This is a genomic window from Clostridium sp. UBA7791, from assembly GCF_002480755.1.
Taxonomy (GTDB): Bacteria; Bacillota; Clostridia; order Clostridiales; family Clostridiaceae; genus Clostridium_J; species Clostridium_J sulfidigenes.
This window is the reverse complement of sequence record NZ_DLCT01000005.1, coordinates 46935-72114: the sequence shown is the minus strand read 5'-3', so window position 1 is coordinate 72114 and position 25180 is coordinate 46935. Positions and strand designations below refer to the sequence as shown.

The following is a 25180-nucleotide window of genomic DNA, read 5'->3' as shown; positions in this document are numbered from 1 at the left end:
CTCCACCTCACCTTTACAATTAATTTATTTGTCCTTATCTAAAAGTTTTATACTTCTTTTTATTTCTTAAAACTCCTTATATTAAATGAAATTTAAAATATATTGTTCTCCAATGATTAAAACTATATATGCTCCCATAGCCAAGCTAGGTCCTAAAGGAATATACTCATCCTTTGATTTCTTTTTTGATACAATTAACATAACTGCAATTGTTCCTCCTATAATGAAGGATATAAGTAAAAAGTATATCTCTAATTTCCATCCTAGAAATAATCCACATAATACTGCTATTTCAATATCTCCAACACCCATGCCACCAGTTAAAACATATATTAAACCAATAACACCTAGGCCTATTAATCCCCCAATAATATAGTTAGTTATACTATGGGAGTATGCTACAGTTTCTATAAAGATAAAGATTATACCCACTGCCATTCCACTATAAACTACACTAGAATACACATCTGTAGTATCATAATCAATAAGGGCTATGACTATTAAAAATAGAGTTAAAAGGGAGTACTTAAAAAAGCTTACCCCTATGCCATATCTTAGATATATTCCTACTAATAAAATCCCTGTAAGCCCTTCTACTAAAGGATATCTCATAGAAATCTTAGAACCACAATATCTACATTTACCCTTAAGCCATAGGTAGCTTACTATTGGTATTAAATCCCTCCATTTTAATCTAGTATCACAATTTCCACAATGGGAAGGTGGACTAATTAATGACTGATTGTTAGGTATTCTATAAATACATACATTTAAAAAACTTCCTATTACTACTCCATATAAAAATACTATAAAACCCATAATTTATTATCCTTCTACATTTATTTCTATTTAGAAATCATTATACTATATTTTTACATATGTGTATATAAAATACACGCAAAAAAACCGACTAAATTTATAATTTAGCCGGTTGTACCATTAACTCAACAACTTTCAAGGTACCCAAATAAAAAAGTTGCATCATTGTATCTAAACTTACTTTCTTTTTATACAAATTTATTTTACATTTATATAAATTTGTTTTATTGTTGTATAAATTTATAAATGTTAAACATATTATACTATATTATGTATTATATTTCTATATACTTTCCTTGTTATGTGTTATTTTATTACATCTCTCCTTAAAATCCACTATTTTAAAGGTTTTTATAGACTTTGTAGATAATTAAATTGATAAAATTTGGAGAGAATTTATGTGAACATTAATTATGGATGTAAAAAAGACTTCCATGAAAACTTCATGAAAGTCTTAATTTTATTTAATATTTAATTTTAGTACATTCCGTCCATTCCCATTCCTGGTGCACCTGGCATTGGAACTGGGTTCTTTTCTGGAATATCAACAACAGCAGCTTCTGTTGTTAAGAATGTTGATGCTACAGATGCAGCATTTTGAAGTGCGCTTCTTGTAACCTTAGTTGGGTCAACTATTCCAGCTTTAATCATATCTACATATTCAGCATTTAATGCATCATAGCCTATTTCTGTAGCTGAATTTCTAACTCTTTCAACTACTACTGAAGCTTCTGCACCAGCATTTGTAGCTATTTGTCTTAATGGCTCTTCAAGAGCTCTTCTTACAATGTTAATACCTACTTGGATTTCTGAAACCTCTGAAGTTAGTTTAGCAACTGCTTCTATTGCATTGATATAAACAGTTCCACCACCTGCAACGATACCTTCTTCAACTGCAGCTTTTGTAGCAGCAAGAGCATCTTCAATTCTTAATTTCTTTTCTTTTAATTCAGTTTCAGTAGCAGCACCAACTTTTATTACTGCAACTCCACCAGCAAGTTTTGCAAGTCTTTCATTTAATTTTTCTTTATCAAATTCAGAAGTTGTATCTTCCATTTGTTTCTTAATTTGATTTACTCTAGATGCTATATTTTCTTTTGCACCTTTTCCATTTACGATAACAGTGTTTTCTTTAGTAACTTTAACACTATCAGCTCTTCCTAACATTTCAATAGTTGCATCTTTAATGTCGTGTCCTAATTCTTCTGAAATTACTGTACCACCTGTAAGTATTGCTATATCTTCAAGCATTTCTTTTCTTCTATCACCAAAGCCTGGAGCTTTAACAGCAACACATGTAAATGTTCCTCTTAATTTATTAACTACTAAAGTAGCTATTGCTTCACCTTCAACATCTTCAGCAATTATTAAAAGTTTTTTACCTTGTTGTACTATTTGCTCAAGAATTGGAAGTAATTCTTGGATGTTAGATATTTTCTTATCAGTTATTAAAATGTATGGATTATCAAGTACAGATTCCATCTTATCTGTGTCAGTTACCATATATGCACTTAAATATCCTCTATCAAATTGCATACCTTCAACAACATCAAGTTCAGTTCCCATTGTTTTAGACTCTTCTACAGCTATAACACCTTCGTTACCTACTTTATCCATTGCTGTAGCTATTAGAGCTCCAACTTCCTCGTCTGCTGCTGATATAGCTGCAACTCTTGCTATGTCTTCTTTTCCATCTACTTGTCTAGAGTATTTTTTTATTTCTTCAACTGCTGTATCTACAGCCATTCTTATACCATTTCTAAGTAACATTGGGTTTGAACCAGCTGTTACATTCTTAAGTCCTTCTCTTATGATAGCTTGAGCAAGTACTGTAGCAGTTGTAGTTCCATCTCCAGCTACATCGTTTGTTTTGTTTGCAACTTCTTTTACAAGTTGTGCTCCCATATTCTCATATGCATCTTCAAGTTCTATTTCTCTAGCTATTGTAACACCATCATTTGTTATAAGTGGTGAACCAAATTTTTTATCTAATATAACGTTTCTTCCCTTTGGTCCTAAAGTTACCTTAACTGTATCTGCAAGTACGTCTACACCTCTTTGCATAGCTCTTCTTGATTCTTCTCCGAATAAAATACTTTTAGCCATATTCATTTACCTCCTATGATATGTGAATTTCTTAGCTTATCATTAAAATTATTTTTCTTTACACTTATTAAGATATATTACTTATTCTAATATTGCTAATATATCTTCTTGCTTTAATATAATATATTCTTGTCCTTGTAATTTAACTTCTGTGCCTGCAAATTTAGAAAATAATATCTTATCTCCTATTTTCACTTCCATCTTAATTTCTCTTCCATGAGAATAAGTTCCTGGACCTACTGCAACGACTTCTGCCTCTTGTGGTTTTTCTTTTGCAGTACCTGCTAGAACTATTCCTCCTTTAGTTATTTCCTCAGATTCTAATCTTTTGATTACAACTCTGTCGCCTAATGGTCTGATATTCATAAAAAACCCTCCTATTGTTAATTATTTATATAATTTTTTTATTTATCTTTATTTATTAGCACTCACGACTATTGAGTGCTAACTACAATATAATAATATATAATTATTATTTTATAAGCAAATCTTTTATTTTAATAGAACCTGGTAAAATAAGCGAATATATTAAAATATCTCACTCATGGTAATATTTTCTCTTATTTTCTCTTATTTTTACCTTTATGCTTTAACGCTCTATGGAAAAAGTCTATAATGCTATGTCCTTTAAGTATTCCGACTAAAAATAAGACTCCTGATATTACTCCTATAATTATCATAGACACATAGTCCCCTCTATGTATACCGTGGCCAAACATGGCAGATGTGATTATCCATGGTAATCTACCAGCAGAAGAATATAATATAAAATCCCTTAGAGTTACATTGGATATACCAGCTACATAAACTAATATATCTTTAGGTATTCCAGGTATAAAGTATATTACAAAGATAACTATATTATTACTTCCAGCATCTAATATCCTCTTTATCTTAGTTAAATTATTTTTTTCAATAAGCTTATTTATATACTTTTTCCCAAATAATTTAGCTATAAAATAAGCAACTATACTTCCAAGAATTATACCTACTGCAGAGGCAATTCCTCCTACTAAAGGTCCGAATATATATCCCCCTGCTACTTGAACTACTTCTCCTGGTATAAAGAATATTATTACTTGTATCATTTGTAGCACTATAAAGGCAATTATACTATAACTACCAAAGGATAGTATTAATTTTTTTAATTCTTCAGGATCTCTGAATACAGTGAATTTCTTGGAAAATTCCCAATATGCTATTAATAATACTACTATAACTATAGTCCATATTACTCCATTTATTACATACTTTTTTATCTTATTTTTATTCTCCATACCTTTCCCACCTTGTATACCCTTAGTTTATGTTCTATATATCAACATATTTCTAACTTAATCTATTTTTATATTGTTTTCTCTTGCATAATAAAATAAGTATTGTTGTGCAAATCCAGATAAACTACCAAACTTCTCTCTTGCAAACTGCCTTATTTTAGGCAATGATACATCTGGTGCCACATAAAAGAATTGCATTGCTCTTTTTACCCATACATCCACTGGAAATGCTGAGTATTTCCCCATAGAAAATAGCATTATGCAATCAGCTACCTTAGGCCCTACTCCATTAAAATTTTTAAGACCCTCATGACATCCATCATCATCACTTTGTTTTATTGCATTTAAATCGTAGGTACCACTACTCAAATCTTCTAGTGCCTTATATATATACTTAGCCCTAAATCCAACCCCTAAAGCTTCTATATCTTCTACTGTAGCTCTTCTAAACTCCTCTAAGGTTGGAAAAGCATAATATGTATTTCCCTTGTACTTTATAGATTTGCCAAATGCTTTACTTATATTCTCTATAGCTCTTTTTATCATAGGAATTCTATTATTTGCAGATATAATAAAAGATATTAGCATTTCAAAGGGGTCTTGCTGTAGTATTCTTATTCCTACACCAAATTCTACTGCTTTTTTTAAAAGTTCATCCTTCTCAAATTCTTCTTTTATAGCTGAATAGTCCCTTTCTAGATCAAAGTAATTTAGCCATATGTCATTAAAATCCTTTAAATCCGTGTTATATATAATTACATCATTATCCCTTTTCTCAATTTCAATAACTCTTCCAAAGGCTACACCTATATAATTATTATTATCTTGTCTGTTCCATCTAAAACATTGTCCACAATCGAAAATATGGGGAAGTTCAAAATTCTTTACATCCTTTAATATAACTTTTCCACTTTCTTCAATAACTTCTTTAAAGTCCATCCATATCAACCTCCTTTAAATAACACTTATGGGATGCTAGTTTAAAAATAGTGCTAAGGATATTCTCAGCACTAAGTTTTAAAATTATTCTCAATTACTGTTTATTTCTCTCTCTTGTTACTATGTTGTCTAATATAACTGCACCTTTTTCTACTATATTAAGACATCTTATTTCATCATTTCTATATAATTCCTTTAATTTATCACAATTTAGTGAATTACATTCTTTATTAAAGTTTTCAATGAATTCTTGAGTAAGGGTTTTTACATAATCACTTTCATGGGCTCTTTCCTTTGTAAATAAAATACCTAAAGCAGAAATTGCTCCTGTGATAACTCCACAAATGGATTCTACACCCATTCCCCCACCGAAAGCAGCCATGGTTTTAAAAGTTTCTTTACTTAAGTTTAAACCATATTCTTCATTAGCAGCATATAGCATAGTCTCTGCACAGTTTAAATCATATTCTTCTCCATAATATTTTTTTACTACATCTAATAACATATTTATACACCCTACTTTCCTATTAATTAGTCCTAATCTTCAGAGAAGCTAAGAACTCTGTTTATTATATTTTTAGTCATAAATCTATGACTCCAAAAATTTCTTTAAATATATTAGAAATCTACTAGTTTTCAGTTTCATTATACTATATTTATCATATAAAAAAGCCATATTTTAAAGAATTTCACATAACTTTAAAATATGGCTTGATTTTTTGAAAATGCCTTATTTACTTAATTGCTCATCAATAGCTTTAGCAGCTTTTTTACCAGCTTCCATAGCAAGTATAACTGTAGCTGCACCTGTTACAGCATCTCCACCAGCATATACTTTTTCTTTTGAAGTAAGTCCTGTTTCTTCCTCTGCAACTATGCATTTATATTTATTAGTTTCTAAGCCTTTAGTTGTAGCTGGAATTAATGGGTTTGGTGAAGTTCCTAGTGACATGATAACAGTGTCACAGTCTAATGTAAACTCAGAACCTTCTATTACTTGTGGTCTTCTTCTTCCAGATGCATCTGGCTCTCCAAGTTCCATTCTTACACATTTCATTCCTTTAACCCAACCATTTTCATCCCCAAGGATTTCTGTAGGATTAACTAATAAATCAAGGATAACTCCTTCTTCTTTAGCGTGATGTACTTCTTCTACTCTAGCTGGAAGTTCAGCTTCACTTCTTCTATAAACTATATGTGTTTCTGAACCTAGTCTTAAAGCTGTTCTAGCAGCGTCCATAGCAACGTTACCGCCACCAACTACTGCAACGCATTTACCAGATTTAATTGGAGTAGCATACTCATCTTTAAATGCTTTCATTAAGTTATTTCTAGTTAAGAATTCATTTGCTGAGAATACTCCATTTAAGTTTTCTCCTGGAATTCCCATAAACTTAGGAAGTCCTGCTCCTGATCCTATAAATACAGCTTCAAATTTCTCATCATTCATTAATTCATCTATTGTAACTGTTCTACCAACAACTACATTTGTTTCTATTTTAACTCCTAATTTTCTTAGGTTGTTTACTTCATGTTTAACAACAGTATCCTTTGGTAATCTAAACTCAGGAATTCCATAAAGTAAAACTCCACCTGGCTCATGTAAAGCTTCAAATACAGTTACATCGTAACCCATTTTAGCAAGCTCCCCAGCGCAAGTTATTCCTGATGGGCCTGAACCAATTACAGCAACTTTTTTATTTTTCTTTTCAATCTCTTTAGTCAAATCCACATTGTTATTTCTTGACCAATCTGCTACAAATCTTTCTAATTTACCTATAGCTACTGCCTCACCTTTTATTCCAAGAACACATTTGCTTTCACATTGTAATTCTTGAGGACAAACTCTTCCACATACTGCTGGAAGTGCTGTATATTTATCTAAAGCCTTTGCAGCTTGTGCAAATTCTTTTTCTTTTACATGATGAATAAACTCTGGTATATCTATTGCAACTGGACATTTAGATACACATGGTTTGTTTTTACAATTTAAACATCTAGAAGCTTCTTGAACTGCTTCTTCTTCAGTGTAACCAAGACAAACTTCTTGAAAGTTAGTTGCTCTTACCTTTGGATCTTGTTCTTGTATTGGAGTTCTTTTCATTCTATCCATTAGTTATTTCCTCCTACTTTGCATCCTTTTTGTATAGAATCCTTTTGTATTTCTTCTGTCTTATACATAGTTGTTCTTTTTAATGCTTCATCGAAGTTTACTTTATGTCCATCAAATTCTGGTCCATCAACACAAGCAAATTTAGTTTCTCCATCAACAGTTATTCTACAAGCACCACACATACCTGTTCCATCAACCATGATTGGGTTCATACTAACTATTGTTTTTATACCTAATTCTTCTGTTAATTTACATACAAATTTCATCATTATCATTGGTCCTATAGCAATTACTGTATCGTATTTATTGCCTTCTTCAACCAAAGATTTTAATCTATTAGTAACCATTCCTTTAAATCCATAGCTACCATCATCAGTTGCTACATAAACATTGTCTGCAACATTTTTCATATCTTCTTCTAAAATAACCATTTCTTTATTTTTAAATCCCATGATTACGTCAGCTTTAATTCCGTTTTCATGTAACCATTTTACTTGAGGATATACTGGTGCAGCTCCAACTCCACCTGATATAAACATTATTTTTTCATTTTTTAGCTTATCTTTGTCTTCTTCTAAAAGTTCAGAAGGCATCCCTAAAGGTCCAACAAAGTCAAAGAAAGAATCCCCTTCTTCATATTGTTCCATAGCTTTTGTAGTACATCCAATTGTTTGTACAACTATTGATACTGTTCCATTTTCTACATCTGTGTCACATACTGTTAAAGGTACTCTCTCACCCTTTTCATCCATTCTTATTATAATGAATTGACCTGGACGAGCTGATTTAGCTACTCTTGGAGCTAAAATCTTCATCATAAATATTGAAGGTGCCAAAATTTTCTTTTCAACAATTTTATACATAGTACTTTCCTCCGTATTTTAAACATATTTTGTTTTTATATGAATTTAATATTTCACCATTTTAATTCATATCCTTTGCCAAATATAATATTATACTATTTTCATTGAAATTTATATATGAACATTAGATATTTATTTAACATAGTGGCTACAAACGCAAAAATAAACAGCGCAATAATGATAGGATTCTTTACCACATTACACTTGTCCAATAAACTAACTTAAATCTCCATATATCCTTAAATAATACGACTTAAATCCTTTACATGAATATACATTGTGTCGGTTACACTTATATTTTATAATTTTATTTAATTATAGTCAACCATATAGTAAATTAAATATTATAAATTTTCAAGCAAATAAATCCATTTTTTATAAACATCCTCTTGAATTCCAGTTATTCTTTCAAACTTCTGGTGATTCCATTTAAACTATACTCCTTTTATTTTTAAAAATCTACAATAAATTATAAAATGCATTGTTATAATTTTATCTATCTTTTATTTTTTTAATTATATTTAATTTATTTTCACATAAAGAAAAGAGTAAAGATAAATTATTCTTTACTCTTTTGCTGTAATATTTTTATGATATTATTATTTACTATAATCGAAGAATCCTTTTCCAGTTTTTCTTCCTAATTGTCCAGCTCTAACGAATTTTCTAAGTAGGCTGTGTGCTCTGTATTTTGAATCTCCAGTTTCTTTATATAATACATCCATGATTGCTAAGCAAACATCTAGTCCAATTAAGTCACCTAAAGCAAGAGGTCCCATTGGATGATTTGCTCCAAGCATCATAGCTTTATCTATATCTGCAGCACTTGCAATACCTTCTGCATAGATGCAAACAGCTTCATTTATCATAGGTACTAAAATTCTGTTTACTACAAATCCTGGAGCTTCTTCTACTTGAACTGGCTCCTTAGATATGTTAATAACTAATTCATGCATTACATCATATGTTTCTTGTGATGTTCCCATTCCTTTTATGATTTCTACAAGTTTCATAACTGGAGCTGGATTAAAGAAGTGTAGTCCTATAACTTTATCAACTCTCTTTGTAGCAGTAGCAATTTCAGTTATAGAAAGTGAAGATGTATTTGTAGCCAGGATTGCTTCTGGTTTACAGATTTCATCTAATTCTTTGAATATTTGTTTTTTGATTTCCATATTTTCTACTGCAGCTTCTATTATTAAATCTACATCATCTAATAAGCTTAATTCTGTAGTTCCACTAACTCTTGATAAAATTTCTTCTGCTTGTTCTTCTGTTATTTTACCTTTTGTAGCAAGTTTTTTAATATTTTTTTCTATCATTCCAAGACCTTTTTGTACGAATTCATCCTTTATATCTCTAACTATTACCTCATATCCTTTAGCGGCAAAAGCTTGAGCTATTCCTGATCCCATTGTACCTGCGCCTAAAACACATATCTTTTTCATATTAAACACTCCTAACATAATTTTGTATTATGGATTATAGACTATTACAAATCTATATTACCACATTTTTATATATTTATATTTATATTTATCAAAAATAACTCAATAAATATAAATATATGTATACAATTTTCAACGAAATTAGACTTTTATTCAATATTTAACAAATGAGGGGTATATACATCTCCGTATATCCCCTCATCTTATGTTAATTAGTGTACTATAAAATTCAATTAATCTAAAGTCTTATAAATTTACTATTTGTTCATCTCTTTATATTGAGCTATCATTTCTGGAATAACTTTAGCAAAGTCTCCTACTAAAGCTACGTCAGCAGCTTTCATAATTGGAGCATCTGAATCTTTGTTAATAGCTATGATGTAGTTAGAATCTTGCATTCCAGCTAAGTGTTGGATTGCTCCAGAGATTCCGCAAGCTATATATATAGTAGGTCTTACAGTTTTTCCTGTTTGTCCTACTTGAACTGCTTTTTCTACCCAGCCATTATCAACAGCTGCTCTTGATCCAGCTAAAGTTCCTCCCATTACGTCTGCAAGTTCTTGAAGTAAAGCGAAGTTTTCTTTACAGCCAACTCCTCTTCCTCCTGAAACTACGATATCAGCTTCAGTAATGTCTACCATTTCTTTTACTGATTTAACAACTTCTATAGTTTCTGTTCTTATATCAGAAGCTGATAATTGAACGTCAAATTTTTCAACTTGGAAAGTTCTGTTTTCATCTTTAGCTAACTTTTCGAAAACTCCAGGTCTTACTGTAGACATTTGTGGTCTATGATCTCCACAAACGATTGTAGCCATTAGGTTTCCACCGAAAGCTGGTCTTGTCATTAATAAGTTGTTAGTTTCTGCATCTACATCTAGAGATGTACAGTCAGCTGTAAGACCTGTTGAAAGTCTTCCTGCAACTCTTGGTCCTAAATCTCTTCCAATGAAGCTAGCTCCAATGAATAGGATTTCTGGTTTTTTAGCATTTACAACTTCGTTTATAACTTTTGTATATCCATCAGTTGAATAGTGAGTTAGTAACTCATTGTCGCATACTAATACTTTATCTGCTCCAAAAGCTCCTAATTCTTTAGTCATTTCTTCTATATTTTTATGTCCAAGTAATAATGCTGTAAGTTCTACTCCTAACTTGTCAGCTATTTCTCTTCCTTTTCCTAATAATTCTAAAGCAACCTTTTGTAATTCTCCGTCTCTTTGCTCTGCAAAGACCCATACACCTTTATAATCTGCTATATTCATGGTAATTTCCTCCTTAACTATATCTTAGATGAAGTGTTTTTCTTTTAGTTTTGAAAGCGCAATTGAAGCTGCTTCTTTTGGTGATACTTCAAATATTTCACCTTGTCCTTTAGCTTCTTTAGTCATTGATTTTTTAACCTTTGTAGGTGATCCTTTAAGACCAAGTAGGTTAACATCAACGTTAATGTCTGCTACAGTCCATACTTTAACTTCTTTTTCTTTAGCCATTGCGAATATGTTTTTAATGTTCATATATCTTGGCACGTTTAAAGTTTCGATTGCAGTTAATAGAACTGGAGTGTTAACTCTGATATTTTCATATCCATCTTCCCAAGCTCTTCTTACGTTTAATACGCCTTCTTTTTCTTGGCTAACTGCTTCAACATAAGTTATTTGAGGCATTCCTAAGTGTTCAGCAATTTCTGGTCCAACTTGTGCAGTATCTCCATCAATCGCTTGTCTTCCAGCGAATATTATATCATAATCTAAGTTTTTAATAGCTGCAGCTAAAGCGTGAGATGTAGCTAATGTATCAGCTCCAGCGAAAGCTCTATCTGTAACTAGTATAGCTTCGTCTGCTCCCATTGCTAATGCTTCTTCTAAAGCTACTTTTGCTTGTGGAGGTCCCATTGTTATAACAGTTACGTGTCCACCATAAGTATCTTTTAATTGTAAAGCTCCTTCTAAAGCGTTTTTGTCATCTGGGTTTATTATTGAAGGAACACCATCTCTTATAAGAGTTCCTGTTTTTGGATCTATTTTAACTTCATTTGTATCTGGTACTTGTTTTACACAAACAACTATTTTCATCTTTCACTACCTCCTATTTCAATATGCTTCCTGCGATAACCATTCTTTGAACTTGAGAAGTTCCTTCGTAGATTTCAGTTATCTTAGCATCTCTCATCATTCTTTCAACTGGATATTCTTTAGTGTATCCATATCCACCAAATAATTGAACAGCCTTAGTTGTAACATCCATAGCTACTTCTGAAGCATATAATTTAGCTCTAGCAGCTTCTACTGAGTATGGCATACCCATATCTTTTTTGTATGCAGCTTTGTATACTAAAAGTCTAGCAGCTTCTATTTGAACGTCCATATCAGCAACCATCCATTGAAGTCCTTGGAATGCTGCTATTGATTTTCCGAATTGTTTTCTTTCTTTCATGTAAGCAACAGCTTCATCTAAAGCTCCTTGAGCTAGTCCTAAAGCTTGAGCTGCTATACCAATTCTTCCTCCATCAAGAGTTTGCATTGCAACAGCAAATCCTTTTCCTTCTTTTCCAAGTAAGTTTTCTTTTGGAACTATGCAGTTTTCAAATACTAATTCAGTAGTAGATGATGCTCTTATTCCTAACTTCTCTTCAACTTTTCCTATTGAGAATCCAGGGAAATCCTTTTCAACTATGAAAGCAGATATTCCTCTAGTTCCTTTTGATTTATCAGTCATTGCAAATACTACGAAGATATCAGCAACTCCACCGTTAGTTATGAATATTTTTGAACCGTTTAATACGTAGTGATCTCCTTCAAGTACAGCTGTTGTTTGTTGTCCAGCAGCATCAGTACCTGCGTTTGGCTCAGTAAGACCAAATGCACCTAGTTTTTCACCCTTTGCAAGTGGTGTTAAATATTTTTCTTTTTGCTCTTGAGTACCAAATTGGTATATTGGTGCTCCACATAAAGAAGTGTGTGCAGAAACTATAACTCCTGTAGTTCCGCAAACTTTAGAAAGTTCTTCTACAGTCATAGCATAAGATACGTTGTTTCCACCTGCTCCACCGAATTCAGTTGGGAATGGAATTCCTAACATGTTGTATCTAGCCATTTGCTCTACGTTTTCCATTGGGAATCTTTCTGTAACATCTATTTCAGCTGCTATAGGTTTTACTTCATTAATAGCAAACTCCCTTACCATTTGCTTTACAAGTTCTTGTTCCTTAGTTAATGAAAAATTCATTATAATACCTCCTACTTATACGATTATCTATTTCGATTATCTATTCTTAAAATTCTTGTCTCTCTTTTCAACAAAAGCTGTCATACCTTCTTTTTGGTCTTCAGTAGCAAAACACATTCCAAATGCTTCAGCTTCATATAATACTGCACTATCAATATCCATTTGCAAGCCTCTATTGATAGCCGCTTTACATTGGCTTATAGCTATAGGAGCATTCTTAGCTATTTTATTAGCCATAGCTTTTGCTTCATCTAAAAGTGTCTCTGGTTCTACTACCTTGTTTACTAATCCAATTCTTAAAGCTTCTTCAGCATTGATCATGTCACAAGTGTAAATTAATTCTTTTGCAATTCCTTCACCTACAAGTCTTGATAACCTTTGAGTTCCGCCAAACCCAGGAGTTATTCCAAGCCCTGCTTCTGGTTGTGCAAACTTAGCTTTAACTGATGCAATTCTAATATCGCAAGCCATTGCAAGTTCACATCCACCACCTAATGCAAAACTATTAACTGCAGCTATAACAGGTTTTTCAAGTTTTTCAATTTTTCTAAAAACCCCATTCCCAAGAATACCAAATTCTTTACCTTCTATAGCATTCATTTCTTTCATTTCTGAAATATCAGCTCCAGCAACGAAAGCTTTACCTTCTCCTGTAAGAATAACTGCATAAATTTCTTTATCCCCAGAAATTTCTTGGATAACACAATCAATTTCTTTTAAAGTTTCTGTGTTTAAAGCATTTAATGCTTTAGGTCTGTTTAGTTTAACTAAAGCCACATTTCCTTCTTTTTCCAAGACTATGTTCTTATAATCCATGTTCAAAATCCCCCATGCAATTTTTCAGGTGTTAGCCGCCATAAATCGTTATTAATTTAACAAAAATAGTGATTAAGGTTCTAATACCTTAATCACTATTATAGACTGTTTATAATTCTTTTTCAACCTAATTTATATTTTATTTATGTTTTTTAATGAATCTTTTTACTTAATTCATATAATTAAATTCAAAAAATTCCTGACAATACAAATTTTAAGAAATTCGTATTGTCTTTTTTTAGTATTATAGGAATTCTTCTTCTTTTTCACGCTCATTTAATAAGTAACTTAAAGTCATTAAACTTTCATTAAGATGTACATTCTCTACAATAACATCTTCGCTAACCTTTAGATCTATAGGTGCAAAATTCCATATTCCCTTTACGCCATTCTTTGTTACCACATCTGCTACCCCTTGAGCTCTATTTTTAGGCACACAAATTATGGCTATGTTAATCTTTTCTCTCTGTAAGAAACCATCTAACTCATCCATATCTCTAATTTCAATATCTCTTATTTTAAGTCCAATAAGTTTTACATTTACATCAAAAATACCTTTAAGATTAAATGCCATCTTATCAAAGGTTGTATAATTGGCAATTGCTTGACCTATATTTCCAGCTCCAATTATTACAGTGTTATACTCTTTATTAAGGCCTAATATAACAGAGATTTGATATAATAATTCTTTAACATTATATCCATACCCTTGTTGACCAAAATCTCCAAAACAATTTAAATCCTGTCTTATTTGTGAAGCTGTAAACCCAATTCTTTCACTTAGTTCTTTAGAGGATATTCTATCAACTTCATTTTTATCTAATTCGCGCAAATATCTGTAGTATTTAGGTAGCCTTTTTATTACAGCCATAGAAATGCTTCTTTTCTTCTCCACCTCTTATCAACTCCTTATTTATATTCTTTATATATTTCTTATTTATTCTTTCTGCCTTTTATTTTCATGCTTTTTCATACTATAATTCTCTATTAAATATTATTTAAAATAACTATTCTGATCTCATATTCAACGTAGGTTTTATTCATATAGATATTATACTATATTACCATTGATTTGTTATATATTTTTTAATAAATAAACTATAATGCTATATTGTACATTTAAAATACTTTATTGTATATATAAATTATAAATTTTTTTAACTTTTTATCATAAATAATATATAAGATCTCATAAACTTAATTTTTATGCCAATTTTACTTTTCTTTGTATTATATATAACAATGTTTCCTATTACTCACAATACCCATTCCTCCACTGTACTATACAAATTATTTTAAATTTCTAACTTTCATGTTAAAATGCTAGTAGGACGGTGAAATAAATGATAGTTTTAAGTTGTAAAAATATAAGTAAATACTTCGGAATAGATATGATTTTAAAAGATATTACCTTCAACATAAATGAAGGTGAAAAAATAGGATTAATAGGTGCTAATGGTGCAGGTAAATCAACCCTATTTAAAATTTTAACCAACCAAATGGAATATGATAGTGGTGAGCTATATATAGATAAATCAAAGGAACTTGGATATCTTTCTCAAAACCTTTCTCTAGATTCAGATAAAACCATATATACTGAACTTCTTTCTGTGTTTAAGTCACTGATAGATATGGAGGAAAGATTACACAATTTAGAAGAGAAGATGAAGGAACCTTATGATGCTGCTAAAGAAGATTATCACAATAAGATTATACGTGATTATACTACTTTAACAGAGGTTTACGAAAATCGTGGTGGATACACTTATAAAGGTGAAATTAGTCGTGTACTTAAAGGCCTAGGCTTTACAGAAGTTGATTTTGATAAATCCATATCTATATTAAGCGGTGGTCAAAAGACTAGAGTTGCTTTATGTAAGCTCCTTCTTAGAAAACCTGAAATTTTGCTTCTAGACGAACCTACAAACCATCTTGACCTTGATGCAATAGAATGGTTAGAGAACTACCTTAAAGAGATTAAAGGCACAATTATAGTAATTTCCCACGATAGATTCTTCTTAGATGCTATCACCAATAAAACTATAGAACTAATAGGTGGAACTGCACAGTGCTATAACGGAAATTATACAGCCTTTATCGACCTTAAAGAGAAAAATAAAGAAGTGATGCAGAAGGCTTACGACCTTCAACAAGCAGAGATTAAAAGACAAGAAGAAATCATAACTAAGTATAAGTCCTTTAATCGTGAGAAAAGTATAAGAGCTGCTGAAAGTCGCCAAAAGGCCTTAGATAAGATAGAAAGAATAGAAGCACCTATCAAAGATGCAAAGGCTTCAAAAATAAAGTTTGAAACACAAATTAAAAGTGGTAATGATGTTCTTTATGTAGAAAATTTAAGTAAAAGTTTTGGTGAAAAACTTCTATTTGAAGGTTTAAATATGGATATTAAACGTGAAGAAAAAATTGCTCTTATAGGTGAAAACGGTCGTGGTAAAACTACTTTATTTAGAATAATCATGGATAAAATACCTTCAGATAATGGGATTAAGGTATTAGGTAAAAACGTATTTGTTGGATATTACGATCAAGAGCAATCTAATTTAAACTTTAATAAAACTATTTTAGATGAGGTATGGGATGATTTTCCTCATATGACTACCACTGAGATACGATCGGCTCTTGCAGCCTTCTTATTTACAGGGGATGACGTATTTAAGTCCATATCTACCCTTAGTGGTGGAGAGAAATGTAGAATTAATTTACTAAAACTAATGCTTTCTAAAGCTAATTTTCTTCTTCTAGATGAACCTACAAACCACTTAGATATTGTCTCTCGTGAGGCCTTAGAAGATGCAATCTTAAACTATGATGGCACAATAATTCTCATATCCCACGATAGATACTTCTTAAATAAAATTATAAACAAAATCTTTGAACTTAATGAAGATGGAGTGAAGGAATACTTAGGCAACTATTCCTATTACGTAGAGAAAAAGAAAAACCCGTTAAGGTTTGAGGATATAGAGGAAGGTTCAGGGATTACTAAGACTCAGTTAAAGCTAGATAAAAAGAAAAAACGTGAAGCTGAAAAAGCTGAAAAAGAAAAAGCTAATATTCTTAAAAACATTGAAAATAAAATAGCAGCTACTGAGGAATCTCTTGAAGGGCTTCAAGGGCAGCTATGCCTTGAAGAAGTCTATTCAAACCCTGAAAAAAGCATAGAAATAAATAAAGAAATACAAAAAACTGAAGAAGAACTTCAAAGCCTATATGATCAATGGGAAGAACTAGCTTAGGAACTTCTTCAAAATAAATTAAACTAAATAAATGCTGAGGATGCACTTATATTATTAAAGCACATCCTCAGCATTTTATATAAGATTAATGATTTATTTTGCAAAAGCTCATTATTTATTTTAATCTATCTTTGCACATGTTGTAAAAATACTTATGCATTGATAAGTCCTTTGTTAACTCTGGATGAAATGATGTTGCTAGCATATTGTTTTCTCTGCATGCTATTATTTTTTCATCTAGTTTACATAGCACCTTTACCCCTTCATGCACTTTTTCAACGTAAGGAGCTCTTATAAATACTAGAGGTATTTTTTCTTCACTGACAACTTCCACTATTTCATCTGTTATAAAGCTGTCTAATTGAGAGCCATAGGCATTTCTTCTTACCTCTATACCCATAACACCTAAATGGTTGTAATCACTTCCTAGGATGGATTTAGCGAGAATTATCATACCTGCACAGGTTCCCCATACTGGCATCCCACTTTCAATTTTGCTTTTTAGTGGAGATAGCATCTGAAAATCCCTTAATAGTTTTCCTATGGTAGTACTTTCTCCTCCTGGAATTATAAGGCCATCTATATCCTCTAGGTCCTTCACATTCTTCACTCTTAAGGCTGTGGCTCCACTTATATTATTAATCTTATCTACATGTTCTTTTACAGCTCCTTGTAAATCTAGTACACCTATAGTTATCATGGTACTACCATCCTCTTGATGCATATAATTTGCCATCTGGTATATCCTTAGTATTTATACTGTCCATAGGTTCTCCTAAATCCTCAGAAACTTGTGATAAGATTTCAGGATTATTATAGTTTGCTACAGCATGAACTATAGCTTTAGCTCTTTTTTCTGGGTCTGCTGATTTAAATATACCAGAACCAACGAAAACTCCATCACTTCCAAGTTGCATCATTAAAGCTGCATCAGCTGGGGTAGCTACTCCACCGGCAGCAAAGTTAACTACTGGTAGTCTTCCATGGTTGTGAACATAAACTATTAAGTCATATGGTGCACCCATTTCTTTAGCTATAGTCATAAGCTCTTCCTTCGGTGTGTTTTGTACTTTTCTTATTTCACTCATCATAGTTCTCATATGTCTTACAGCTTCTACAACATCTCCAGTACCAGCTTCTCCTTTAGTTCTTATCATGGAAGCTCCCTCACCTATTCTTCTTAGTGCTTCTCCTAGGTTTCTAGCTCCACATACAAAAGGTACATTAAATCCTTTTTTATCTATATGAAATAAATCATCCGCTGGAGTTAATACTTCACTTTCATCTATATAATCAATCTTAAAGGCTTCTAATATTTGTGCCTCTACAAAATGACCTATTCTCACCTTTGCCATTACTGGAATAGATACAGCTTCTTGAATTTCTTTTATCATCTTAGGATCTGACATTCTAGCAACGCCACCTTGCTTTCTAATATCAGAAGGCACACGTTCCAAAGCCATTACAGCAACCGCTCCTGCTTTCTCTGCAATTATAGCTTCCTCAGCATTAACTACATCCATTATTACTCCACCCTTTAGCATTTCTGCTAGGTTTTTGTTTAACTCTGATCTTGTATTCATTTATATTCCCCCTACAGTATAGTACAAAATTGTATGTATATTTTGTATCTATTCATTTAATCTTTACAATACAATTATTCCATAAACGTCATATTAAATCAATACAATTTGATAAATATTAGTATTTTGTATTATTTGTATGGGTACAATATAACTATATATCTATCTATGTATAAAAACATTTAAATAGATTCATAGTTAAATAGTTATTGTATTTATAAGGAAACTCCTTCTCATATTCATTTTCAATTTAGGAACTCCTTTTCACATACGTTCTAAGGAGTAAGTTCGAACTACTAAATCAAAGATTTAGATTCTCACTTATTTTTACTTAGCCAAATCGTAGATTTGGAGTGGTGTCACTAACGTGACTTTTCGCTTTGCTCTCGAGGAAACTCCTTCTCATATTCATTCGAATGAGTATTTTTTACTTAGCCAAATCGTAGATTTGGAGTAAAAAATAAAGTAGAATGAATTTCTTCATTCTACTTATATACCCTATAATTTTATTTCACGTAACCCTTTTAGTTTTTATCCCTATAAACTAAATATATATATAAACATTAAACTAGACTTTTAAACATTAAACTTTTTAAATTAAACTAACTTTCTTTCAACTATTTCAGTTACTGCAAAGCTAGCAACGTCATCTGCATATTTTCCTGGTCCGAATCCTGCATCGTATCCTAATTCTTTAGCAAGTTCGTGAGTTATTCTTGGACCACCACAGATTAATACAACTTTATCTCTTAAACCTTCTGCCTCTAATAACTCTACAAGGTTAGTAAGGTTTTGGATGTGTACATCCTTTTGTGTAACTGTTTGAGATACTAGAAGAACGTCAGCTTTTAGCTCGATAGCTTTCTTAACGAACTCTTCGTTTTCTACTTGGCTTCCTAGGTTGTAAGCTTCGATACCTTTGTATCTTTCAAGACCATAGTGACCAGCGAAACCTTTCATGTTCATTATAGCATCGATTCCAACTGTGTGAGCGTCTGTTCCTGTTGAAGCTCCTATGATAACTACATCTCTTCCGATGTGCTCTTCAATGTATTCTCCAACTTCTGACATAGACATAGTATCTACTTCTACAGTTTGAACATGAATTTCTTCATAGTTAACAGTATGAGTTAATGAACCATATACTACATAGAATGTAAACTCTTTATCTAATGATCCGTGATGAGCAACGTTTGGATCTTTAAGTCCCATTGATTTTGCAAGTTGAATAGCAGCTTCTATTCCTCTTTCATCATCTTTAACTGGTAAAGTAAGACTCACTTGAACCTTTCCATCGTTCATAGTATCTCCGTAAGGTTTAAGTTTAGTTAGATCTAAATTAGTATCGTAATCTCTAACTTCTGTTGAATATAATCCACCACTCATTATCTGTTTCCTCCTAACATTAAATCTATAAATGGGTTGAAGTAATTAGCTTCCTTCTCAACAACTCCATCTAATCCTTTTCCTCCGTTTAGAGGTCTCTTAATACCTGCAAATTTACCTTGCTCTAAAGTACTGAATAAACCTTCTTTTTCTATTACAGATAATAGATCAGCAGCTTTTCCTAGAACTTCATCAACTCTTGTTTCCATTATTCCACCTTTTTTGAAAGTGATTTCAGAACCAAGGTCTTTCATTGTATGGAATATATATTGTGCATTATCAATAGATAGTGCTCTATCACTCATAAATGGAGTGTGTATAGCTTCTGTTAACATTCCTAATAAGTGTAATTTTTGGCTAGTCATTATTGTAACCATGTTAAATAATGCATCTTGTACTTGACCCTTGAATATATCTCCAGTCATGAACTTAGTTGGAGGCATGTATTTTAGTGGTGCTTTAGGGAATATTTCTCTAGCCATTTGTGCTTGAGCAAGCTCATATAGGAATCCATTTTCAACATTTGGATTTATTTCAAATGCGTGTCCTAGACCCATTTGCTCTTCTGGAAGTCCTGCAACTAAAGCAAATTGCTCATTGATGAATTGAGAAGCAAGCACTGTGTGAGCTTCTTCAACAGCATCAGCAGTTGTTAAGTAGTTATCTTCACCAGTGTTGATTATAACTCCTGCAAAACCATTGATTACTCTTGAGAAATATTGGTCAACTATAGTTCTTTGCATGTTGATATCTCTGAAAAGAATTCCGTATAATGCATCGTTAAGCATTACGTCAAGTCTTTCCATAGCTCCCATAGCAGCTATTTCTGGCATACATAATCCTGAACAGTAGTTACATAATCTGATGTATCTTCCTAATTCTTCTCCAACTTCATCTAAAGCTGATCTCATAAGTCTAAAGTTTTCTTGAGTTGCAAAAGTTCCTCCGAATCCTTCAGTTGTTACTCCGTATGGAACGTAGTCAAGTAAGCTTTGTCCTGTTGTTCTAATAACAGCTATAACGTCTGCACCTTGTTTTGCAGCAGCTTTAGCTTGAATTATATCTTCATAGATATTTCCTGTAGCAACGATAACATAAAGGTATGGACCTGTTTTATCGCCGAATTTTTCAAGGTAAGCTTCTCTCTCGCCTCTGTTAGCTTTGATTGTAGCTACCATGTTTTTAGCAACTTTTTCAACTGCCATTTTTATTTCAAACATATCTTTCATAGGTAGTTTAGTTAAATCTAATTCATTTTTAGCTACTTTTTCTGCTATTTCTTGTGGAGTTAATCCAGTGTTAACCATAGCATTACCTACTAATACAGCAACTCCAACAGATAATCCGTTTCCAGCTTTAATGTTTTCTACAACTACGTTTGGTAGTGGTACTCCAAATTCATCTACGCCATCTATACCTAATAATCTACATACAGTTCTTTCTACAGCTACTGTAGTATGTCTGTCTATGAACTTTTGAGTGTCTTGAGCTATATTCTTTGATGATTCTCTAGCTTTAGCAACTAGATTTAAATCTAAATTTAATTTACTTTCCATTGTACTCCTCCTCATAATATGTTTTCGCTATATTCACTATGTCTTTTTCTAATCCTAATAGCATCGCTATATTTAGCGCATCCTTAGGTACTTGATTTGTCTTAGATACTCTTTCAAGTTTATATTCCATATGCTCTTGGATAATTTCAACTGAATGAGTCTTATTAAGATCAATCTTATATTTTAGTTTCTCAAAGTCTATATTTTTTAGTCCTACAACTTGATAATGAACCATAGGTTCTTCTACCACACCATCATAATGGGTAGATATTATGCTAGCAGTGTTAAATTTTTGTAGATAATTTGCAAGAGATTTTACAAGGTAATATCCTTCTTTAGGGTTTGTTCCCCTAGCGAACTCATCAAGAGCTACAAATCCATCTCCACGTTTTACACACTCTACCACTTCTTTTAATTTAATTATCTCAGCTCCAAAAGTACTCAATCCCTTAGATATAGATTGCATATCGTCTGAAACAAAATGAATAAAATCTAATACTGGATAAGTTGCTTTTTTTGCAAATACAAAGAAGCCCAATTGTCCAAGAAATAGGTTTAAAACAATAGTCTTTAATGCTACACTCTTTCCTCCCATATTAGCTCCAGTTATCACCGTAGTTCCTCCATGAAGCTGTATATTAACAGGAGAGAATGCTTTTCCTTTTTTCTTAAGGATCGCTTCAATTTCAGGATTTATTCCATCCTCTATATCAATATTCATCTCTTTAACTATGTTAGGTTTAACACAATTGTATTTAATAGCAATGCTTGCCTTTGCCATTAATAAATCTAAAATACCTACCACTTTTAAATTTTCTGATATATATCTACTAAAGGAGGACAATTTAGAAGTAAGTTCTTTTCTAATATGTAACTCTTCTTCTTCCTCTTGAATAACAATATCTAATCGCTCTTGTTTTAACTTTTCAATAAGACCTTCATCATTGCAAGAAAAAATTGCTTTTTCCTTTTCACCTTTTAGTTTTCTTATCTGAGAAAGTTTTTCACTATATTCTTCATAAATATAGAATGTAGATAAACGTTTTTTACTTGGGTCTAATATATCTATTACTTCTTCTAGGGAATGAAGCTTAATTTTACCTACAGATAAATTAATATTATCTAAGACTAATTTAAGCTCTTCCAAAAGCATAGATACATATTTAACCTCATAAAGTTCAACTTCATCTAATATTTCTACCTTCTCTGCTCTTCTTAATGTATTTCTTATATCTTTAATCTTGTGTAGAAGTCTTACTATATCGTTAAACTCATCATGATATTCATTCATATGACCTATCATCAGCTCAACGTTAGTAAGCTCTTCTACCAATTTATCATACTCATTAATTCTAAAAGGCTTTATCAGCTTCTTTTCCTCAGTACCATAAGGAGTTATTATACCAAGCTCATCCATGATAAAGGAAAACCCTATTTGAGCCCTTTGTTCATTATCTAAAAACTTCATATTATTTCCCCCCTAATACATCAAATACTGGAACATTGACAGCTTCTCTAAGACCTTTTAAGAATTCATCCTTTGGAAATTCATATCCATAAGGTGATTTTGGATTTGAAGTTATGCAAACCACAGTTATCTTATTTAGGACCTTTATGACTCCACCTTGCCTATGGAATCTATAAAGGCTTTCACTACTAATAAATAGCTTAGTACCATCTTCCACAAGAAAAGTTATATCTTTATATAGGTTAGTAGAAGTCATGATATTTTTAATAAGTTTGTCAGAAACTGCACCTTTAATAACTACATGGGATACTTGTTCACTCAAAGCTTCTACAATTTCTTTTGAAGCTTCTAGGGCAGTTAAAACCTCTAGTACTTTATAGGTACCATCCTTATAAATGATGCCTACAATTCCTGAATCACATATTTTTGTTGCGACATTTAAAATAGACCTATCTTGCTCATGGGGTAAACTTAATAGATCCATAGTATGTTTTGTCTCACTTATGACGGTCTTCATACTTCTTGATAGAGCGGCTCCTGTAGATAACACTGTAGCTTCTGTTATGGCGGGTGAAGCAAAGGTCTTTCTACTTAAAGCTCCATCTACTATTACAAGATCACACTGAAGACTTAATAATTGATCTTTTATATTGGTCATATATGAATTCACGGAAGGTCCTCCTAAATCCACATAACCATCACTTAAGGCTTTACAAATAACAACTTCTCCCATAGGAGTATTTATTCCTGTAGTTCTTACAATCTCTCTTGTGAAATCACTATTTAAAAGACATTGTTTGGCTGTAGCAATCACAGTCCCCTTTTCAATATATATCTTAGGTTTCTCTGTAGCCGTAACCCTGTCTAACTCTTCACCATCTCTCCCTATAGAAGTTAGGCCAAGGGACACAGAGCCCCTAGCCTCCTTCAAGATATGGTTTAAAGTTGTAGTTTTTCCCACATTTTTATTCATACCTATAATAGATACACTTTTATATGGTTTCAATAACTTTAAAATTTCATTCATTAAGATCACTTCTAACTATATTCTAGTGAGCGTGTCTTTCGTTTCTTTCTAATCCTGTTGGTTCTAAAGCAAGTTTTTCACCGTTTAATAATCCAGCAACTCCAACTTTATGAACTGATTTCTTACCTGTACAAACATCACAAGTACATCCTGGAGTGTAGTTTGTTGGCTCAGAGTAAGTAGTTATAACTCCTTCAAAGTTTCTAAGTATTACTTTGTCATGGCTTTGAGAAATTACATAGTTTGGCATAACTGGAGTTTTTCCACCGCCGCCTGGAGCGTCAACAACGAATGTTGGTACGCAATATCCAGAAGTATGTCCTCTTAATCCTTCAATGATTTCGATACCTTTAGAAACTGGAGTTCTGAAGTGCTCTAGTCCTAATGATAAGTCACATTGATAGATGTAGTAAGGTCTAACTCTGATTTTAACTAAATCGTTAACTAATTGTTTCATTGTGTGAACACAGTCATTTACTCCTCTTAGAAGTACTGATTGGTTTCCTAGTGGTATACCAGCATTAGCCATTCTCTCACATGCAGCTTTAGACTCTTCTGTGATTTCGTTTGGATGGTTAAAGTGAGTATTTAACCAGATTGGGTGGTATTTCTTTAACATATTTACAAGGCCATCAGTAATTCTTTGTGGCATAACTACTGGTGTTCTTGAACCAATTCTGATTATTTCTACGTGTGGTATTGCTCTTAATTTGCTGATGATGTACTCAAGTACTGAATCGTCAACTAGTAAAGCATCTCCACCTGATAATAGAACGTCTCTGATTACTGGTGTTTTGCTGATATAATCTATAGCTTTATCTATTCTTTCCATTGGCATGCAGTCATCGCTTTGTCCTGCAAATCTTCTTCTTGTGCAGTGTCTGCAGTACATAGAGCATTGGTCAGTTATAAGAAGTAATACTCTATCTGGATATCTATGAGTTAATCCAGGTACTGGAGAATCTGTATCTTCGTGTAGTGGGTCTTCTAAATCTGCAGCAGATTTATGAGCTTCTAATCCTGTTGGGATAGCTTGTAATCTTACTGGGTCATTAGCATTGTTTGGATCGATTAATGATAAGTAGTAAGGAGTTATAGCCATTCTTAAAGTTTCAAGACATTTTTTAGCTCCTTCTTCTTCTTCTGGAGTTAATGGAATATACTTCTTTAATTCATCTAAAGTTTCTATTCTGTTTTTTGTTTGCCATTTCCAGTCAAACCATTGTTCATCTGTAACGTTTGGAAATAATTCTTTTCTACGAGTTGTATTCATTAATTGTTACCCCCTATAATT

General features: G+C 32.1%; 22 protein-coding genes and 1 riboswitch. Of the genes, 1 reads left to right on the top strand and 21 read right to left on the bottom strand.

Annotated elements, in window-relative coordinates:
• Positions 1-81: 81 nt before the first annotated feature.
• The 14 genes from B3Z56_RS05895 to B3Z56_RS05830 form a co-directional block, all read right to left on the bottom strand.
• Positions 82-819: a prepilin peptidase gene (locus B3Z56_RS05895; RefSeq protein ID WP_346847190.1), complete on the bottom strand. Its 738-nt coding sequence runs from the start codon at positions 817-819 to the stop codon at positions 82-84.
• A gap of 97 nt (positions 820-916) precedes the next feature.
• Positions 917-1001: riboswitch (cyclic di-GMP riboswitch) on the bottom strand.
• Positions 1002-1296: 295 nt separating this feature from the next.
• Positions 1297-2925 carry a chaperonin GroEL gene (groL, locus tag B3Z56_RS05890; RefSeq protein WP_346847189.1) on the bottom strand — a complete coding sequence of 543 codons (1629 nt, stop codon included), beginning with the start codon at positions 2923-2925 and terminating at the stop codon, positions 1297-1299.
• Positions 2926-3006: 81 nt separating this feature from the next.
• The gene (gene groES / locus B3Z56_RS05885; protein ID WP_035130475.1) at positions 3007-3291 is read right to left on the bottom strand and encodes a co-chaperone GroES; all 285 of its coding nucleotides are present in this window, start codon (positions 3289-3291) and stop codon (positions 3007-3009) included.
• A gap of 194 nt (positions 3292-3485) precedes the next feature.
• Positions 3486-4202, bottom strand: coding sequence for a TVP38/TMEM64 family protein (locus B3Z56_RS05880; RefSeq protein WP_346847188.1), 717 nt, complete (start codon positions 4200-4202; stop codon positions 3486-3488).
• A 57-nt stretch (positions 4203-4259) separates the two neighbouring features.
• Positions 4260-5141 (bottom strand): DNA-3-methyladenine glycosylase, encoded by an 882-nt coding sequence (locus B3Z56_RS05875; RefSeq protein ID WP_346847187.1) that lies wholly within the window; start codon positions 5139-5141, stop codon positions 4260-4262.
• 94 nt (positions 5142-5235) lie between these two features.
• The gene (locus B3Z56_RS05870) at positions 5236-5646 is read right to left on the bottom strand and encodes a C-GCAxxG-C-C family (seleno)protein (RefSeq protein WP_346878424.1); all 411 of its coding nucleotides are present in this window, start codon (positions 5644-5646) and stop codon (positions 5236-5238) included.
• Between the two features lie 225 nt (positions 5647-5871).
• Positions 5872-7254, bottom strand: coding sequence for an NADPH-dependent glutamate synthase (gltA, locus tag B3Z56_RS05865; protein WP_346847185.1), 1383 nt, complete (start codon positions 7252-7254; stop codon positions 5872-5874).
• Positions 7254-8117 (bottom strand): sulfide/dihydroorotate dehydrogenase-like FAD/NAD-binding protein, encoded by an 864-nt coding sequence (locus B3Z56_RS05860; RefSeq protein ID WP_035130488.1) that lies wholly within the window; start codon positions 8115-8117, stop codon positions 7254-7256. Before B3Z56_RS05860 ends, gltA begins: the two co-directional genes overlap by 1 nt.
• A 599-nt stretch (positions 8118-8716) precedes the next feature.
• Entirely contained in the window at positions 8717-9565 is an 849-nt protein-coding gene (locus tag B3Z56_RS05855; protein WP_346847184.1) for a 3-hydroxybutyryl-CoA dehydrogenase, read from the bottom strand.
• Between the two features lie 257 nt (positions 9566-9822).
• A complete protein-coding gene (locus tag B3Z56_RS05850; protein ID WP_150845320.1) occupies positions 9823-10830 on the bottom strand; it encodes an FAD-binding protein in 1008 nt (335 codons plus the stop codon).
• A 24-nt stretch (positions 10831-10854) separates the two neighbouring features.
• Complete coding sequence (locus tag B3Z56_RS05845; protein ID WP_035130493.1) at positions 10855-11640, bottom strand: electron transfer flavoprotein subunit beta/FixA family protein; 786 nt, start codon at positions 11638-11640, stop codon at positions 10855-10857.
• A gap of 13 nt (positions 11641-11653) precedes the next feature.
• Positions 11654-12793 carry an acyl-CoA dehydrogenase gene (locus tag B3Z56_RS05840; protein WP_346847183.1) on the bottom strand — a complete coding sequence of 380 codons (1140 nt, stop codon included), beginning with the start codon at positions 12791-12793 and terminating at the stop codon, positions 11654-11656.
• Between the two features lie 36 nt (positions 12794-12829).
• Positions 12830-13609 (bottom strand): short-chain-enoyl-CoA hydratase, encoded by a 780-nt coding sequence (locus B3Z56_RS05835; protein WP_346878423.1) that lies wholly within the window; start codon positions 13607-13609, stop codon positions 12830-12832.
• A 244-nt stretch (positions 13610-13853) separates the two neighbouring features.
• Entirely contained in the window at positions 13854-14504 is a 651-nt protein-coding gene (locus B3Z56_RS05830) for a redox-sensing transcriptional repressor Rex (RefSeq protein WP_035130502.1), read from the bottom strand.
• Positions 14505-14952: 448 nt separating this feature from the next.
• Between B3Z56_RS05830 and abc-f the strand changes: the two genes are divergently transcribed.
• Positions 14953-16866, top strand: coding sequence for a ribosomal protection-like ABC-F family protein (gene abc-f / locus B3Z56_RS05825; protein WP_346847182.1), 1914 nt, complete (start codon positions 14953-14955; stop codon positions 16864-16866).
• 115 nt (positions 16867-16981) lie between these two features.
• Here abc-f and pdxT read toward each other — a convergent pair whose 3' ends face one another.
• The 7 genes from pdxT to ablA all read right to left on the bottom strand — a co-directional run bounded on the left by pdxT (position 16982) and on the right by ablA (position 25159).
• Positions 16982-17602 (bottom strand): pyridoxal 5'-phosphate synthase glutaminase subunit PdxT, encoded by a 621-nt coding sequence (pdxT, locus tag B3Z56_RS05820; RefSeq protein WP_346847181.1) that lies wholly within the window; start codon positions 17600-17602, stop codon positions 16982-16984.
• Positions 17571-18449, bottom strand: a complete 879-nt coding sequence (gene pdxS / locus B3Z56_RS05815; RefSeq protein WP_346878422.1) for a pyridoxal 5'-phosphate synthase lyase subunit PdxS — start codon at positions 18447-18449, stop codon at positions 17571-17573. Before pdxS ends, pdxT begins: the two co-directional genes overlap by 32 nt.
• A gap of 597 nt (positions 18450-19046) precedes the next feature.
• On the bottom strand, positions 19047-19835 hold the full coding sequence (locus B3Z56_RS05810; RefSeq protein ID WP_346847179.1) for an OAM dimerization domain-containing protein: 789 nt from the start codon (positions 19833-19835) through the stop codon (positions 19047-19049).
• Positions 19835-21391 (bottom strand): lysine 5,6-aminomutase subunit alpha, encoded by a 1557-nt coding sequence (locus B3Z56_RS05805; protein WP_346847178.1) that lies wholly within the window; start codon positions 21389-21391, stop codon positions 19835-19837. Before B3Z56_RS05805 ends, B3Z56_RS05810 begins: the two co-directional genes overlap by 1 nt.
• Positions 21381-22859 carry a MutS-related protein gene (locus B3Z56_RS05800; protein WP_035130514.1) on the bottom strand — a complete coding sequence of 493 codons (1479 nt, stop codon included), beginning with the start codon at positions 22857-22859 and terminating at the stop codon, positions 21381-21383. Before B3Z56_RS05800 ends, B3Z56_RS05805 begins: the two co-directional genes overlap by 11 nt.
• A gap of 1 nt (position 22860) precedes the next feature.
• Complete coding sequence (locus B3Z56_RS05795) at positions 22861-23886, bottom strand: hypothetical protein (RefSeq protein WP_035130517.1); 1026 nt, start codon at positions 23884-23886, stop codon at positions 22861-22863.
• Positions 23887-23908: 22 nt separating this feature from the next.
• Complete coding sequence (ablA, locus tag B3Z56_RS05790) at positions 23909-25159, bottom strand: lysine 2,3-aminomutase (protein WP_035130520.1); 1251 nt, start codon at positions 25157-25159, stop codon at positions 23909-23911.
• Positions 25160-25180: the final 21 nt, after the last annotated feature.